Below are 16334 nucleotides of genomic sequence, written 5' to 3'. Positions count from 1 at the left end.
CCTCATCGGGGCCGATCAGCGCTGCACGATGAACGTGTTGCGCGCCGAGTGGCTCCAGTAGCGATCGCTCAGCTGGGCGTAGCTGAGCTCGTCGAAGTCGAACCCCGGGATGCTGGCCGCGCGCACCTGCCAGTAGATGGCGCCGTCCGGCACGTCGAAGAGCTCCGGGATCGTCGAGAGGTCCGGCATCGGCGCCTCGGTGACGGAGCCGGGCACGAACATCTCCCACGCGAGGTTCCCGTCCTCGCTGAAGATCAGCAGCCAGTAGAGGTCCGGCGCAGGGCCCCCCTCGGCGCGCCAGCGCAGGATGCGGTCCGCAGGCAGGCTCTGCCCCACGCTCGGTGCGACGGCCATCGGCACCCCGAGGAAGTCGGGCATCGGCACCGTCTCGTCGACCGCCGTGACGCCGTTGACCACCGCGTACGTGAAGGGCTCGCCATCGGCGTCGCCGGTGAACCAGCCCGCCGTGATCCGGTAGCGGCCATCCGCGATCGTGCCCGAGAGAGCAGGCTGGCTGACGAAGCGGAAGTCGCGCGCCGCGTCGTACCGGCGCAGCGTGTCGAAGTCCTGCGCGCCGACCTGACGGCGGATGAGCCCCTCACCGCCGAGATCGAGGAACGCCTGCACGCGGAAGCGATTCGGCCCGACCGGCGTGCTCGCCGGCAGCACGCCGAGATCGACGTCGACGTAGTGATCGAGCGGGATGTCCATCACGATGTCGACGCCGCTCACCGTGTCGCCCGGGCCCGCGAGCACGCTGCGCGCGACGCCCATCACGTACGGGATGAAGCGCCCTCCGGTGCGACGCTCCTGCAGGCCCGCGAGCGCGTAGACCGCCATGCCGCGCGGATACGCGAGGATGCGATACGGGTATCCGAGGTGCTGCGTCCCGTCGTCGGGGAGCACCTCGATCACGCGCTGGTGCGCGCCGCCGCCCGCCGGATCGGGGTTCGCGAGGCCGATCTCGCGCACCGTCGTGTAGACGTACGCGACGCGCTCCCAGCCCTCGCGCGGCTCGGGGATGTTCGCCCACGGGTTCGGGCCGTACTCGTTGGGCCCGCGCCAGATCAGATCACCCTCGACGAACGAGAGGTTGCGGCCACGTCCGCCGGTCGGCGGCGGCGGCTCGCCGTCCGCGCGGCAGCGCTCCGGCAGCGTGAGCGGGTCCCACATGCGCAGGAAGACCGTCACGTCCGACGCGTCGAACGCGACCACCGACGTGCGCTGGTAGCAGTCCTTCGCGACGTGCACCGTCAGCGGGCCGACGAGGTCGGGCCCCGAGAACGTGATCTGCCCGAGCGCGTTCGTGAGCCCCTGGTGCGGCGTGTCGAGGTCCTGGCCGACGATCACGAACGCGCCCTCGAGCGGCGCGTCGCTGAGCCAGTCGACGACCGTCACGTTGAGCGAGCCCGAGATCGTGCCGCCGCCGAGCCCGCCGTTCAGCGGGTCCGACGTGTCGTAGTACTCGAACGCGTCCTCCGCGGTGTCCATGTGGCCATCCGCGGCGCGGAGCACCGTGACGTCGACCTCACCCGCCGACGACGCGGGCGTGCGGCACGTGATGCGCGTCTCCGAGACGACCGTCACGTTCGTGCACGGCATGCGGCCGAACACGACGGAGTCGCCCGTCGCGAACGTCGTCCCGCTGCCCGTGATCGTCACGAAGGTCCCGCCCGCGATGGATCCGCGCGATGGGTCGACGTAGAGCGCGTCGTAGACGTAGCCGTCCTCGAGCACGACCGTCTCGTCGCCGACCTGCACCTCGACGTCGGCGGGACCGACGTCGCCCGCCGGCACGATCACCGCGAGGCGGCGCGAGTCGATCAGCTGGTGGTCCGCGGGCTGCACCGCGCGCCCGCCGATCGTCACCTGCGCATCGTCGGTGAACCCGGTGCCGCGGAGGATCACCTGATTGCCGCCGACGAACGGACCGTGCGACGGCACGACGCGATCGAGCGACAGCGACGTGTTGGCGATCGCGCTGTCCGAGAAGGTGGGGACGCCCGAGTCGATCGGTACGGTCGCGTCGATCCCGGCGGCGTCCGGCAGAGCGATGGCACCCGGGCGGTCGCAGCCCACGGCGAGCGACGTGGCGGCCACGAGCGCGATAAGAAGCAAGCGTCCCGACATTCGAGCTCCTACGCAGGTCGAACGCAGACCAGCCCCAGCCGACTGGGTGGGCGAGCACTGCGAGACGGAACAAGTGGTGAACGGCGGAAGAGGGCCCGCGGGCGATGAGTGGCCGCGCCGGGCTCGTCCCGTCGCGTCACGCGCGTCGTCAGGCCTTTCTTGGCCATTCCCGGAGTATCGAGGTATGTCGAACCAAGTCAAGGCAGCCTCTCCGACCGTGTCCGTCTTCCGATGAAGCTCCTACGGCTCGTCCTCAGCGATCTGCACCTCGGCACCGGAGTGCGTCGCGGAGAGCTCAATGCGTTCGAGGACTTCCGCCACGACGACGAGTTCGCGGACCTCCTCGCGCACCACGACCGCGAGGTCGGCGAGCACGGCGAGCTCGAGCTCATCCTCAACGGCGACGTCTTCGATCTCCTCAAGGTGAAGATCGACGGCCGCTGGCCCACCGAGATCACCGACGAGATCGCCACCGAGAAGCTCCGGCAGTGCCTCGACGGACATCCGCGCTTCGTGCACGCGCTGCGCGCGCTGCTCGCGAAGAAGGGGCGGCGTCTCGTCTTCCTTCCCGGCAATCACGACCTCGACATGGTGTTGCCCGGCCCGCAGGAGCTGTTCCGCCGGTACGTCGCCCCGGGCCCGCTGGGCGAGCGCGTCCGCTTCGTGACCTCGACGGACACCTATCATTTGCCGGAAGGCATCCAGATCCGTCACGGACACCAGCTCGAGCGCATCCACCGCGTCGACTACGCGCGCCTCACGCGGAAGCTGCGCGACGGCCGCGAGATCCTCGATCTGCCCTGGGGCAGCCTCTGGATCCTCGACGTGATGAACCCCGCGAAGGAGCAGCGCAGCTACGTCGATCGCATCCAGCCGCTCGGGCGCTTCCTGCTCGGCGCGTTCGTCTTCGACACGATGTTCGTGCTGCGCTTCCTCTACCACTCGAGTCTCTACTTCCTCCGGCGCCGGGTGTTCGACATCGGCGCGTGGGTCGAGCGCATCCGCCGGCTCCCGCAGATGCTGCGCGAGGACATCATCGCGCTCGGCGGCTTCGACGAGGTCGTGCACCGCGAGCTCAAGAAGCTGCGCGGCGTGCGCTGCTTGATCATCGGGCACAGCCACGGGCCTCGATACCTGCAGATGCCGGGCGGCAAGCTCCTCGTGAACACCGGCACGTGGATGAAGATGATCAACCTCGACGTGAGCCACCTCGGGCAGGACAGCGGGCTCACGTACTGCACCATCGACTACTCGGAGGACGGCGATCCCCGCATCTCGCTCGTGAAGTGGCACGGGATGCGGAAGCCGTACGAGGTGATCCCGTATGCCGACTGATCACGTTCGCGCGACGTGCGCGCTGGTGCTCGCAGGGGCGCTCTCGATCGCATGCGAGGAGCGCGATCCAGCGCCCTTCGCGCCGGAGCGCGACGGCGCCATCGAGCGACCCGACGGTGGTCCGCTCGTCATCACGCGCCGCGACGCCGGTCAGCGCGACGCCGGGATCGACGCGGGCGCGTTCGACGGCGGCGATCTCGGCGACGCGGGCGTCGGCCTCCCCGTGGTCGACGGTGTGATCGGCGAGCGCGAGTACGAGCTCGGCATCGACGACGTCACGAGCTCGACGCCGCCGACCGGCCTGCCCGATCAGCTCACGCGCCTGCTCGTGGTCCGCACCGCGACGCGCCTGTGGATCGGCATCGAGGGCAACGTCGGTCCCGGGCGCGGCATGATGCTCCTGCTCGACGCCGCGTACGGCGGCGAGGACGGCGTGACGCTCACCGCGGGCAGCCTCGCCGACAACGTCGGCACGCTCGACCGCGCGCTCAGCAGCGCGGTCCTCTTCAGCGCGGAGGACTCGTTCCGCCCCGAGTACGCGTGGGGCGCGCTCGCCGAGGTGCCCTTCACGATCGACGGCTCGGAAGACGACGTCGGCTGGCGCGAGATCACGACCGCCGACGACTTCGCCGACCTGCCGAGCGGCAATCGCACGGTGTGCTCGGAGGACGCGTGCGAGACGTCGATCCCGATCGGCGGGACCGGCATCCTCCGCGCGGGCACCATCGCGATCGCGGTGCGCACGATCGACGCGAACGGCCTGCTCTCGAGCCAGACCCTGCCGCTCGACGAGCCCGGCGCGCCCGAGTCGATCTCCAACGTGCTCCGCGTGTTCCCGCCCGAGTGAGCAGTCTGTTAGCTTCGCGCGCGTGGATCGCGACTCCTTCCTTCTCGTCGTCAACCCACGCGCGGGCGCCGGTCGGGCCGAGAAGCGCCTCCCCGCGCTGAGCGACGCGCTGCACGCGGCGGGCGCGAAGTTCGAGGTCGCGCGCACCGCGGGGCCGCGCCACGCGACCGAGATCGTGCGCGATGCGCTCGGGCGCGGCGTGCGCGGCATCGGCGTCGTCGGCGGCGACGGGACGCTCAACGAAGCGGTCAACGGGTTCTTCGACGGCGACGGGCGCGTCATCGATCCCGACGCGTGGATCGGCCCGCTCTCGTGCGGCACCGGCGGCGACTTCCGCAAGACGATCGGCAGCCCCGACGTCGGCGCCGGCGGGCGCGGCATGGACGCGCTCGCGAGCCGCTTCGTCGCCGCGACGCCGCGGCCGCTCGACGTCGGCTGGCTCGAGATGCTCGATCACGACGGCGCGCCCGCGCGCCGCGCGTTCCTCAACATCGCGAGCTTCGGCGTCGGCGGGCTCGTCGATCGCCTGGTGAACGAGACCCCGAAGTGGATGGGCGGCACGCCCGCGTTCTTCCTCGGCACGGTGCGCGCGCTCGCGCGCTATCGCAGCCAGCGAGTGCGCGTGAGGCTCGACGACGGAGCCGCGCGCGAGACGAAGATCGTGAACATGGCGGTCGCGAACGGACGCTTCTTCGGCGGTGGCATGCAGATCGCGCCGCGCGCCGAGATCGACGACGGGCTCTTCGACGTCGTCGGGCTCGAGATGGACGTGAGCGCGAGCTTCGGCCTCACGTCGCGCATCTACCGAGGGCGCCATCTCGATCGTCCCGGCGTGAGCTTCGAGCGCGCGCGTCGCGTGCGCGCCGAGCCGGTGAGCGAGGGCGATCACGTGCTGCTCGACGTCGACGGCGAAGCGCCGGGCCGCCTGCCCGCGACGTTCTCGGTGCGCGCGAGCGCGATCCACCTGCGCGGATGACTGCAGGAGTGCTCGTCCCGGAGGTTCCGGACGGGAGCGCGCGTCTCGCGCGCGGACGGAAGGGAGCTCCGGGCGAGCCGATGATGACGCGAGCGCTCCGCGCGGTGCTGCTCGGCGGTGCGGGCGGCGCGTGCATCGCGGTCGCGGGCTCGCCGATCGAGCTCGTCGCGCTCGCGTTCCTCGGGCCCGCGCTGCTGATGCTCGCGATCGACGATCGCGAGATCACGCCTCGCGTCGCGCTGCTCGCCGGCGCGTCGTGTGGCTTCGTGTGCAATGCGATCACGACGTCGTGGATCGTCCCGCTGCTCGAGGAGTACGCCGCGTTCCCGCTGGTCGCGGGCATCGCGGTCGGCGCGCTGATGTGGATCGGCCAGGCGCTCCCCTTCGCGGTCGCGGCGTGGCTCGCTGCGCCGCTCATCGCGCGCGGGATCGCGGGATGGATCGCGCTGCCGATCACGCTGACGATCGCGGGCTCGATCGCGCCGATGCTCTTCCCGTGGCGGCTCGGCGTCTCGCAGATGCCGGGCGTCACCTTCGTGCAGCTCGCGGAGCTCGGGGGGCCGCCGCTGATCGATCTCGCGCTCGCGCTCGGATCCTGCGCCGCGATGCACGCGCTGCGTCGCCGCGACGCGCGCGTCGCGATCGTGGCGGCGCTGGTGATCGCGACGCCGTACGCCTACGGCGCGTGGCGCATCGACGCGATCCAAGCGCAGCGCGAGGCCGCGCCGAGCCTGCGCGTCGGCGTGGTCCAGCCGAACCTCGGGGTGCGCGAGAAGCACGACCCGTTTCTGCGCGACGCGCACCTGCGCCTGCATCGCGACATGACGCGCGAGCTCGAGGCGCAGGGCGTCGAGCTCGTGCTCTGGCCCGAGAGCTCGTACCCGTCGTACCTGCCGCACGATCCCGGCCGCGACGTGCGCGCGATCGGACGCATCCTCACCGACGGAGTGCGCGGCCCGATCCTCTTCGGCGCGCTCACCGAGGCCCCGGGGCGTCGCTACAACTCGGTGATCGGTCTCGCGCGCGAGGGCCGCGTCACCGGCATCTACGACAAGGTGAACCTGCTCGCGTTCGGCGAGTACGTGCCGCTCTGGGACTTCCTCCCGCCGCTGCAGCGCGTGGTGCGACGAGGCTTCACCCACGGCGTCGCGGAGGGCGTCGTGCCGATCGCGGGCGCGCGCGTCGGGGTGCTCAACTGCTACGAGGATCTCCTCGTCGAGCACGCGCGCCTGACCGCGGCGCGGGGCCCGTCGTTCCTCGCGAACTTCACGAACGACGCGTGGTTCGGCGACACGAGCGCGCCGCACCTGCACCACATGCTCGCGCGCCTGCGCGCGGTCGAGACGCGCCGCGATCTCGTGCGCGCGGTCAACACCGGCATCAGCGGCCTCGTGCTCGCGACCGGCGAGGACGCGGGCCGCACCGCGCCGTTCGTGCGCACGTCGTTCGTCGCCGAGGTGCGCCTGCTCGACGGCGCGCCGACCCCGTGGGTGCGCTTCGGCGACCTCGTCACGCCCGCGCTGCTCGGCGTGTACCTCGCGATGGCCCTCGCGCGTCGGCGCGGCGCGCCACGTTGACGTCTCGGCCCGCCCCGCGTGCGCCGCGGCGCAGCGGGAGCGCCTCACGAACGACACCACGCGCGGCCGCGACGCGCCAGACGAGCCTCGACCGGCGCTCCTCGGACACACGCGACGCGCCGCACGAGCCCCGACCGGCGCTCCGCGTACCCGCACGACGCGCCGCACGAGCCCCGACCGGCGCTCCGCGGACACGCGCGACGCCCCGCACGAGCCTCGACCGGCGCTCCCCGGACGCGCGCGGAGCCCCACACGAGCCTCGACCGGCGCTCCGCGGACACGCGCGACGCCCCACACGAGCCTCGACCGGCGCTCCGCCGGACCCACCCCCTCGCGCCTCCCGCCGAGACCTCTACTCCTTCGTGCCCTGCCCCACGAAGTAGTCTTCGCGATCCCGGAACAGCGCGTTGAACGTCGTCAGCGAGCCGTAACACGCGGTGATGTACTGCTGGAGCTGGACCTTCTCGTCGTCGGCGAGGCCCTTGCTCGAGTTCACCTTCTGCTCGAGCACGCGCAGCTTGTCGCGGAGCATCACGATCTTGTGGAAGAACTGATCGAGCGGGACGCTCTTCGGCTGCGTCCCGTCCTTGCCCGGCTTGAGGATCATCTCGCCGCCGCGCCATCGATCGCCCATCGCGACGTCGCCGACCCCCAGCTCCTCGAGGAGCACCTCGCGCAGCACCCGGCGGAACTCGTCCTGGTCCATGTCGATGTCGATCTCCTGCGGCAGCGGCTTCTTCGGCTCGCTCGCGCGCGCTTCTTCTTCGCGCATCCGCCGCGGCGTGCCCGCCGCGACCTTGCGCTTCAGCGCTCCGTCGAACGACGTGCCGCGCTGCTTGAAGTGCGAGCACGTGTTGTCGTCGCGGAGCGGCGGCACCCAGCACCCGAGCCGACACTCGCCTTCCTGCGCGCCGTCCTCCGTCTCGCGGTACGAGATGAAGAACGAGCAGCTGCCACAGCGTCCGGCGAGATCGCGCTCCATGCGGGGACGCCAAGATAGCACCCACCCGCGCACGCGCGTACGCTCCCTTCTCGCATGAAGGTCACGCCGTTCAACCAGCCTCCGCCCGCGCTGGGCAACCAGTACGACGAGGATCGCCCGCTCCGCTCGCTGCTCGCCCGCATCGTCCCCCGCGACGCGCTCCTCTCGATCGAGCCCGCGCTGCGCGACCTGGGCGAGCTCGCCGGCGGCGAGCTCTACCGGATGCAGCTCGACGATCGCGAGAACGACCCGAAGCTCGTCCACTGGGACGCGTGGGGCAACCGCATCGATCACATCGAGGTCTCGCCGCTGTGGAAGCGCGCCGAGCGCATCGCCGCGGAGAAGGGCCTGGTCGCGACCGCCTACGAGCGTCGGCTCGGCGCGCTCTCGCGCGTGCACCAGTTCTCGCTCGTGCACCTCTTCGGGCCCGCGACGGACATCTACGCGTGCCCGCTCGCGATGACCGACGGCGCGGCGCGCACGCTGCTCGAGTCGGGCAACGCGGTGCTCGCGGAGCGCGCGGTGCCGCGCCTCACGTCGCGCGATCCCGATCGCTTCTGGACGAGCGGCCAGTGGATGACCGAGTCGACCGGCGGATCCGACGTCGGCCGCAGCGAGACCGTCGCGACGAAGGACGAGAGCGGCCAGTGGCGCCTCTGGGGCCGCAAGTGGTTCACGTCCGCGACCACCGCGCAGATGTCGCTCACGCTCGCGCGCCCCGAGGGCAACGGACCCGGCGGTCGCGGCCTCGCGCTCTTCTACGTCGAGACGCGCGATCAGGACGGGCGCCTCCGCAACATCCTGGTGCACCGCCTCAAGGACAAGCTCGGCACGCGCAAGGTGCCGACCGCGGAGCTCACGCTCGACGGCACGCCCGCGACCCCGGTGATCGGGCTCGACAGCGGCACGAAGTACATCTCGCCGATGCTCAACGTCACGCGCACCTGGAACACGGTGATGGCCGTGGCCGGCATGCGGCGCGGCGTCGCGCTGGCGCGCGACTACGCGACGAAGCGCGTCGCGTTCGGCGCGCCGCTCTCGGAGAAGCCGCTCCACGTCGACACGCTCGCGGGCGTCGCGGCGGAGTACGAGGCGGCGCTCCAGCTCGCGTTCTTCGTGGTGCAGCTCCACGGGCGCATCGAGGCGCGCGAGGCGAGCGATCGCGACGTCCTGCTCGCGCGCCTGCTCACGCCGATCGCGAAGCTCGTCACCGGCAAGCAGGCGGTTGCGGTCGCGAGCGAGGTGCTCGAGAGCTTCGGAGGCGCGGGCTACGTCGAGGACACCGGGCTGCCGGTGCTGCTGCGCGACGCGCAGGTCCTGCCGATCTGGGAAGGCACGACGAACGTGCTCTCGCTCGACACGCTGCGCGCGCTCGGCCACGGGCCCGACGTGGCGGCGGCGCTCGAGCAGGAGATGGAGTCGCGCGTCGGGACGATCTCGGACACGTCGCTGCGCGAGGTCGCGGAGCGGGCGCGAGGCGCGGTGCGTCGTGCGCTGGGGTGGCTCGCGTCGACGTACTCGTCGAGCCCGCTCGACGTCGAGGGCGGCGCGCGCCGGTTCGCGCTGACCCTGGGGCGCTCGCTGGAGCTGCTCCTGCTGGCGCACCACGCCGACTGGTCGCTGAGGAACGAGCGCGACGCGCGGTCGCGCGCGGCGGCGCTGCGCTTCGCGCGCGCGCCGTTCGATCTCGTCGAGGACACGCCGGTCGCGGATCTGCGCGCGCTGGCGAACGACGAGCCGCTCGCGGTGTGAGCGCGACGGACGGGGGCCGGTGCGAGCACGCACCGGCCTCGCGCGTCCCCGGTGGCGGCGCGTGCAGAGCAGGTTCGTGCAGGCGAGCCGCGGCCGCGTGAAGAGGTGGGACGGTCTCCGGCCGGGCACGCTCGACGCACGGCCGCGCACGCACTGACCGACCTCGCGCAAGCTCATGAAATCGCGTCGCTCATGGAGCTCGACGCGCATCCTCGGCGACCCCACGGAGGCCCACCCACCGCCGCCGCGAACCGTGGCGACGGAACGCGCCCCGTTCCCTGGTCGATCGCGATCCGCGGCTGTACCATCCAGACCGTTTCTCCGTCGCCGTGCAGGCTCACGGCACGTTCCACCGCCCCGGCGGATTTCGCGTGCACGACCGCGAAACCGGGTCATTCCTCTCGCCCAGCCGCGCGGAAGCCGCGCGCAGCGAGCGAAGAAGCAGAGCGAGGAAGGCTAGAGATGGCTCACGACTTCGGCGTCAACCAGGGACTCGTCGAGGAGCTCTACCTCAAGTACCGCGAGAACCCGGCCGCAGTGCCGGCCGAATGGCGCAAGTTCTTCGACACGCTCGACGAAGATCCCTTCCCGCCCCGCCGCTCGTCGGCGGGCGCCGTCGCGGCGCCGAGCTCGGTGGGCACGCTGCTCACGCCGAGCGCCGTCGGGACCCTCACCGCGCCCGCGACGAACGGCGCGCACGCCGCGAACGGACAAGCGGCGGCCGCGGCGCAGCCCGCGATGGCGGCGCGCTCGGCGTCGGATCGCCGCTCGTTCATCCCCGGCCCCGAGACCCGCGCCGCCACCGAGCTGCAGAGCCGCGTGTCCGCGATGGTCAACGCGTACCGCGTGCGCGGCCACCTCTTCGCCGACCTCGATCCGCTCGGCCTCGCGCCGAAGCCCGCGTTCGACATCGACCTGTCGGCGTTCGGCCTCGAGAACGTCGACCCCGAGACGACCTTCCAGGCGATGGGCCAGCAGCTCTCGCTGCGGCAGATCGTCGCGCGCCTCAAGGAGACCTACTGCCGCACGATCGGCACCGAGGTCACGCAGATCGAGGACCCCGAGGAGCGCAACTGGCTGCAGCACCGCATGGAGTCGACGCTCAACCACGTCGATCTCTCGCGCGAGCAGCAGCTGCGCCTGCTCGGCAAGCTCACCGAGGCCGAGGTCTGGGAGACCTTCATCGACACGACCTACGTGAAGACGAAGCGCTTCAGCCTCGAGGGCGGTGAGAGCACGATCCCGCTGCTCGAGCTGCTGATCGAGACGTCGGCCGCGCACGGCGCGGACGAGGTCGTCATCGGCATGGCGCACCGCGGCCGCCTCAACGTGCTCGTCAACGTGATGGAGCTGCCCGCGCACGACCTGCTCGCGGCGTTCGAGGACGCGCAGCCCGAGAAGTACAAGGGCCGCGGCGACGTGAAGTACCACCTCGGGTACTCGAGCGATCGCAAGTTCGCGGGCAAGAACGTCCACCTCACGCTGTCGTTCAACCCGAGCCACCTCGAGTTCGTGAACCCGGTGGTCGAGGGCCGCGTCCGCGCGAAGCAGGACCGCCGCGAGGACCACCACCGCAAGCGCGTCGTGCCGCTGCTGATCCACGGCGACGCGGCGTTCATCGGCCAGGGCGTGGTCGCCGAGACGCTCAACCTCGCGAACCTCCGCGGGTACACGACGGGCGGCACGATCCACGTCGTGATCAACAACCAGATCGGCTACACGACGGAGGTCGAGGACGCGCGCAGCACGCGCTACTGCACCGACCTCGTGCGCATGCTGCGCTGCCCGGTCTTCCACGTGAACGGCGAGGACCCCGAGGCGGTCGCGCAGGTCGCGAAGCTCGCGGCGGAGTACCGCCAGCGCTACGGCAAGGACGTCGTCGTCGACCTCTACTGCTACCGCAAGTACGGCCACAACGAGGGCGACGAGCCGCGCTTCACGCAGCCCGTGATGTACCGCGCGGTCGACTCGAAGAAGACGGTCCGCCAGGTCTACGTCGATCGCCTGCTCGAGCTCGGCAAGATCACGCCGAACGAGGCCGACGCGATCATGCAGGAGCGTCGCGAGCGTCTCTCGAAGGCGCTCCACGAGGTCCGCGAGACCAAGCGCACCTACGAGCCTTCCGCGTTCACCGGCGTGTGGACGGCGTACCAGGGCGGCCCCGACGCGAGCGCGCCCGACGCGCCGACCGCGGTGGCGAAGTCGACGCTGGTGCCGCTGCTCAACACGCTCGCGCACGTGCCCGACGGCTACCAGCTGATGCGCCAGGTCGCCGGGGTGCAGCAGCAGTATCGCGATGCCGCCGAGAAGGGGAGCGGCATCAAGTGGGGCGTCGCCGAGAACCTCGCCTACGCGACGCTGCTCGCGCAGGGCTACAACGTCCGGCTGACCGGGCAGGACTCGCGGCGCGGCACGTTCGCGCACCGCATGGCGGTCCTCCACGACACGAACACCGGCAACGAGTTCGTGCCGCTGCACCACCTCGGCGAGGGCCAGGGTCGCTTCGAGATCTACGACTCGCCGCTCAGCGAGCAGGGCGTGCTCGGCTTCGAGTACGGGTACTCGCTCGACTCGCCGGACGCGCTGGTGATCTGGGAAGCGCAGTTCGGTGACTTCGCGAACGGCGCGCAGGTCATCATCGACCAGTTCCTCGTGAGCGGCGAGGACAAGTGGCATCGCCTCAACGGGCTCGTGATGCTGCTGCCGCACGGCTTCGAGGGCGCGGGCCCGGAGCACTCGAGCGCGCGCCTCGAGCGCTTCCTCGCGCTCGCGGCCGAGGACAACATCCAGGTCGTCAACCTCACGAACGCGGCGCAGATCTTCCACGCGCTGCGCCGTCAGGTGGTGCGCCCCTGGCGCAAGCCGCTGATCGTGATGTCGCCGAAGAGCCTGTTCCGCGCGGCGGAGGCGACGTGCACGCTCGACGACCTCGCGACGGGCAGCTTCCAGCGCATCATCGGGGACGCGGAGATCGCGCCGAAGAAGGCGAAGCGCGTGATCCTCTGCTCGGGCAAGGTCTACTACGACCTCGCGCAGTACCGTCACAAGCTCGGCCGTGACGACGTCGCGATCATCCGCCTCGAGCAGCTCTACCCGCTGCGCCCCGAGGAGATCCGCGACGTGCTCAGCGTCTACGCGGACGGCACCGACCTCGTGTGGGTGCAGGAAGAGCCGTTCAACAGCGGCGCGTGGTACTTCCTGAACGCGCGCCTGCCCTCGATGATCGAGTACCGGCTGCCGCTGCGCTGCGTGTCGCGCGTCGAGTCGGCGAGCCCGGCGACCGGATCGGGCAAGGCGCACGCGCTCGAGCAGCAGCAGCTGATCGAGGAAGCGTTCGCGAACATCGGCGCGAAGACGGCGCGCGCGAGCACGCGTCCGCGCGCGTCGACCGCGAGCTGATCGCGCGCTCGAGGCGCACGAAAAAGCCCCCCTCGCCTCGCGGCGAGAGGGGCTTCGTCGTTCTGGGTGGCGCGCGAACGCGCGCGTCGAAACATCGGCTCGCCCGCCGGACCTACCGTCTGCGCGCTCCCGTCCGGGACCGGCGAACGAGCACTCCAGCGAGGACTCGAACATCGGCTCGCCCGCCGGTCCCTACCGTACGCGCGCGTCGCGCGCTTCCGTCCGGGACCGGCGAACGAGCACTCCGGCGATGGCTCAGCTCTTCACTTCGATGCGGCGCGCCTTCACGTTCTCGCGCTTCGGGAGGCGCACGGTGAGGATGCCGTCCTTGAGCGTCGCCTCGATCTTCTCGACGTCGACGGTGCGCGGCAGCTTGAACGAGCGCGAGAACGCGCCGACCCAGCGCTCGCGCAGGTAGTGGCCCTCCTCGCGCTCGCTCTTGCGCTCGCCGCTGAACGTCAGGACGTCGTTCTCGACGCCCACGCTGATCTCCTCGAGCTTCAGCCCGGGGAGCTCGGCCTGCACGAAGATCGCGTCGGCGTCCTCGAAGACGTCGACCGCGGGCGAGAAGGTCGAGCGCGTCGCCGCGGCACCGCGCGGGGCGAACGAAGAACGGAACAGCTCGTCCTGGAGGCGGCTCATCTCGGTGAAGGGATCCCAGCGGGTCAGCATCGGCGTACTCCTCCCTGCGCGAGACGGATCTCGCCCGTCCGCGCGTCGACACACGTGGTTGGCTCTGCCCTCGGTCGACGCCGCACTCGCGAGCTGTTCGCTCGGCCTCGGCGTCGCCTCGGGCGACGAGCCGCACGGTAAGCATGTCGATCGGGCGGTCAAGACAGGTCGCGCTCGCCGTCGTGCGCCGAACGTGGAACGCTTCGTGAAGCGCGTCGGTGCTCGGGCTCGTCCCGCTCCCCCATCGCTCCCCGGAGGGTGTCTGCATGAGGTTCGCGTTCCCGCCGCTCACACCCGTCGTCCGCGTGATCCTCGTGGTGCTCTTCGCGTCGTTCGTCGCGCAGAGCCTGCTGCAGGGCCTCATCGGGCTGCCGCTCTTCGACTGGCTCGCGCTCTCGCCCGAGCTCGACGTGCCGCTGGCGTGGCAGTGGGCGACGTATCCGCTGGTGGAGTACGTGGGCTCGAGCGCGGTGATCTCGCGCGCGATCGACCTGTTGCTCGTCTGGACGTTCGGCGCGATGGCGGAGTCGCACCTGGGGCGCAACCGCACGATCCAGCTCGTGGTCGTGTCGGTGATCGGTGGGGCGGTGCTGCCCCTCGTCTTCGGGCTGCTCTTCCGTGATTACGCGGTGCCGGCCGCGGGCGCGGGCGCGATCTCGTGGGCGATGATGGGCGCGTTCGCGGTGATCACGCGCGGCGCGCCGGTGAACTTCGTGTTCATGCCGGCGATGAGCGCGTGGCACGCGCTCGGCGTGTTCCTCGTCGTCACCGCGCTCCAGTCGATGTGGGCGCGCACGCCGACGCCGCTGCTCATCGCGCTCGGCGCGCTCGCGGCCGCGGTGCTCTTCGTGCGCTGGATCGAGCAGCGCCCGGCGAAGCCGACGAAAAAGGCGGGCGGCAACGGGCCGCGGCGGCGCGGTGGCGCGTCGCACCTGCAGGTCATCCCCGGCGGTCAGTCGAGCGAGGACGAGCGTCCGCGCTGGCTCAACTGACCGCGACGTGAGCTAGGATGCGCGGCCGATGGGCCGCGTCTGGGCGATCGCGATCAACACGTTCCGCGAGGCGGTGCGCGATCGCGTGCTCTACGGCGTGCTCGGGTTCGCGACCGCGCTCCTGCTCTTCACGCTCGCGCTCGCGGAGCTCTCGCTCGATCAGCAGGAGCGCGTGGTGCGCGACCTCGGCCTCGCGTCGATCTCGCTCTTCTCCGTGGTGGTCGCGATCTTCCTGGGCTCGTCGCTGCTCTACAAGGAGATCGAGCGCAAGACGCTCTACGTGATCCTCCCCAAGCCGATCCGACGACACGAGTTCTTGATCGGCAAGTACGCGGGGATCGCGCTCACCGCGATCGTGTTCGTCGCGATCATGGGCGCGATGCAGCTCTGGCTCGCTGCGATCCAGGCGGGCGCGTCGGCGATGTGGCTCGTGGTCGAGCCCGTGGTGCTCGGCATCGCGCTCGGGCTCGCGCTGTGGAAGGCGAAGGATCGCACGAGCGTGCTCGTGCCGTTCTCGCTCGTCGCGCTCGCGGCGTCGGCGGGCGTCGCGCAGAGCGCGGGCGTCGCGGTCGGACCGACGCTCGCGGCGCTCACGCTCGACGTGGGCGAGGTGCTCGTCGTGGCGGCGGTGGCGCTCTTCTTCTCGAGCTTCTCGACGCCGTTCCTCACGGGCGTGCTGACCGTCGGGGTGTGGCTCGTCGGTCGCTCCGCCGACGAGATGGCGACGATGCGCAGCAACGTGCTGCCCGAGAGCGTGCGCGATCTGCTGCACGGGCTCGCGTGGGTGGTGCCCAACCTGAACCTCTTCGTGCCGCCGCATCGCGCGCTCACCGAGCACGTCGAGGGCTCGGGCGGACCCGTCGAGTACGTCGCGTCGGCGATGGGCTACGGCGTGCTCTACGCGGCGATCCTGATCGTGATGGCGTGCGTGGTGTTCCGGAGGCGCGACTTCCTTTGACCGCGCCGGCGCGCGAAGACGGGCGCTGGGCGCGGCGCATCGCACGCGCGGTCGGGATCGCGGGCGTGCTGCTGCTGGTGCTCGCCGTGCGCGTGGTGACCGCGTCGCGCGCCGAGCTCGTCGAGGCGGATCGACTGCGCGAGCGCGGCGACGTCGATGCCTCGGTCGCGCACTACCGTCGCGCAGCGCGGTGGTACGCGCCGGGCAATCCGTACTCGACCGACGCGCTCGATCGCCTCGCGGAGATCGCGCGAGGCGCAGAGGCCGCGGGGGATCGCGATCTCGCGCTCGCGGCGTGGCGCTCGGTGCGCGGTGCGATCCTCGGCGCGCGGAGCTTCTACGTGCCTCACGCGGAGCGCCTCGAGCGCGCCGACGAGCACATCGCGACGCTGATGGCCGCGCTGCCGCCGCCCCCGGTCGACGCCGGTCGGAGCGAGGCGGAGCGACGCGCCGCGCACCTCGAGCTGTTGCGCGACGTCCCGCGTCCTTCGCCGTTCTGGGGATTGGTCGCGCTGCTCGGCCTCGCGACGTGGATCGTGGCCGCGCTCGCGTTCGTGACCCGCGCGATCGACGAGGAAGATCGGCTCGTCGCCGCCCAAGCGCGCGTGTGGGGAACGGTGTGGATCCTCGGGTTCGGCTCGTTCCTGCTCGGGCTCGCGCTCGCTTGAGAAAACAAAGGCGCGCGCGTGAGGAATGTTGCTCGCCCCGTCGCGG

12 protein-coding genes are annotated in these 16334 nt (G+C 71.3%); 9 read left to right on the top strand and 3 right to left on the bottom strand.

Annotation, left to right across the window (positions count from 1 at the left end; all coding sequences use genetic code 11):
- Positions 1–15: 15 nt before the first annotated feature.
- Entirely contained in the window at positions 16–2100 is a 2085-nt protein-coding gene (locus DB32_RS13340; RefSeq protein WP_053232844.1) for an IPT/TIG domain-containing protein, read from the bottom strand.
- Between the two features lie 261 nt (positions 2101–2361).
- On the opposite strand from DB32_RS13340, the gene DB32_RS13335 reads away from it, so the two are divergent.
- The 4 genes from DB32_RS13335 to lnt all read left to right on the top strand — a co-directional run bounded on the left by DB32_RS13335 (position 2362) and on the right by lnt (position 6865).
- Positions 2362–3465: a metallophosphoesterase gene (locus DB32_RS13335; protein WP_053232843.1), complete on the top strand. Its 1104-nt coding sequence runs from the start codon at positions 2362–2364 to the stop codon at positions 3463–3465.
- A complete protein-coding gene (locus DB32_RS48175) occupies positions 3455–4312 on the top strand; it encodes a hypothetical protein (protein ID WP_053232841.1) in 858 nt (285 codons plus the stop codon). The genes DB32_RS13335 and DB32_RS48175 overlap by 11 nt, the downstream gene beginning before the upstream one ends.
- Positions 4313–4334: 22 nt before the next feature.
- Entirely contained in the window at positions 4335–5288 is a 954-nt protein-coding gene (locus tag DB32_RS13325) for a diacylglycerol/lipid kinase family protein (RefSeq protein ID WP_053232839.1), read from the top strand.
- A gap of 83 nt (positions 5289–5371) precedes the next feature.
- Positions 5372–6865: an apolipoprotein N-acyltransferase gene (gene lnt / locus DB32_RS13320; protein WP_169791435.1), complete on the top strand. Its 1494-nt coding sequence runs from the start codon at positions 5372–5374 to the stop codon at positions 6863–6865.
- 352 nt (positions 6866–7217) lie between these two features.
- On the opposite strand, the gene DB32_RS13315 is transcribed toward lnt, so the two are convergent.
- A complete protein-coding gene (locus tag DB32_RS13315; RefSeq protein ID WP_053232835.1) occupies positions 7218–7847 on the bottom strand; it encodes a hypothetical protein in 630 nt (209 codons plus the stop codon).
- 54 nt (positions 7848–7901) lie between these two features.
- Between DB32_RS13315 and DB32_RS13310 the strand changes: the two genes are divergently transcribed.
- Both DB32_RS13310 and DB32_RS13305 read left to right on the top strand, forming a co-directional pair.
- The gene (locus DB32_RS13310) at positions 7902–9599 is read left to right on the top strand and encodes an acyl-CoA dehydrogenase family protein (protein WP_053232833.1); all 1698 of its coding nucleotides are present in this window, start codon (positions 7902–7904) and stop codon (positions 9597–9599) included.
- A gap of 462 nt (positions 9600–10061) precedes the next feature.
- Positions 10062–12998 carry a 2-oxoglutarate dehydrogenase E1 component gene (locus DB32_RS13305; RefSeq protein WP_053232832.1) on the top strand — a complete coding sequence of 979 codons (2937 nt, stop codon included), beginning with the start codon at positions 10062–10064 and terminating at the stop codon, positions 12996–12998.
- Between the two features lie 255 nt (positions 12999–13253).
- On the opposite strand, the gene DB32_RS13300 is transcribed toward DB32_RS13305, so the two are convergent.
- Complete coding sequence (locus DB32_RS13300) at positions 13254–13670, bottom strand: Hsp20/alpha crystallin family protein (RefSeq protein WP_053232829.1); 417 nt, start codon at positions 13668–13670, stop codon at positions 13254–13256.
- Between the two features lie 266 nt (positions 13671–13936).
- Here DB32_RS13300 and DB32_RS13295 point away from each other — a divergent pair, with 266 nt between their 5' ends.
- The 3 genes from DB32_RS13295 to DB32_RS13285 are packed head-to-tail and all read left to right on the top strand — an operon-like array spanning position 13937 to position 16288.
- On the top strand, positions 13937–14662 hold the full coding sequence (locus DB32_RS13295) for a rhomboid family intramembrane serine protease (protein ID WP_053232827.1): 726 nt from the start codon (positions 13937–13939) through the stop codon (positions 14660–14662).
- Positions 14663–14690: 28 nt separating this feature from the next.
- Positions 14691–15620, top strand: a complete 930-nt coding sequence (locus DB32_RS13290) for an ABC transporter permease (protein ID WP_053232825.1) — start codon at positions 14691–14693, stop codon at positions 15618–15620.
- The gene (locus DB32_RS13285) at positions 15617–16288 is read left to right on the top strand and encodes a hypothetical protein (protein ID WP_053232824.1); all 672 of its coding nucleotides are present in this window, start codon (positions 15617–15619) and stop codon (positions 16286–16288) included. The genes DB32_RS13290 and DB32_RS13285 overlap by 4 nt, the downstream gene beginning before the upstream one ends.
- Positions 16289–16334 lie beyond the last annotated feature (46 nt).

The sequence above is a fragment of the Sandaracinus amylolyticus genome, from assembly GCF_000737325.1.
Taxonomy (GTDB): domain Bacteria; phylum Myxococcota_A; class Polyangia; order Polyangiales; family Sandaracinaceae; genus Sandaracinus; species Sandaracinus amylolyticus.
Note: the sequence above shows the minus strand (reverse complement) of the source record. Positions and strands in the feature narration are given on the sequence as shown.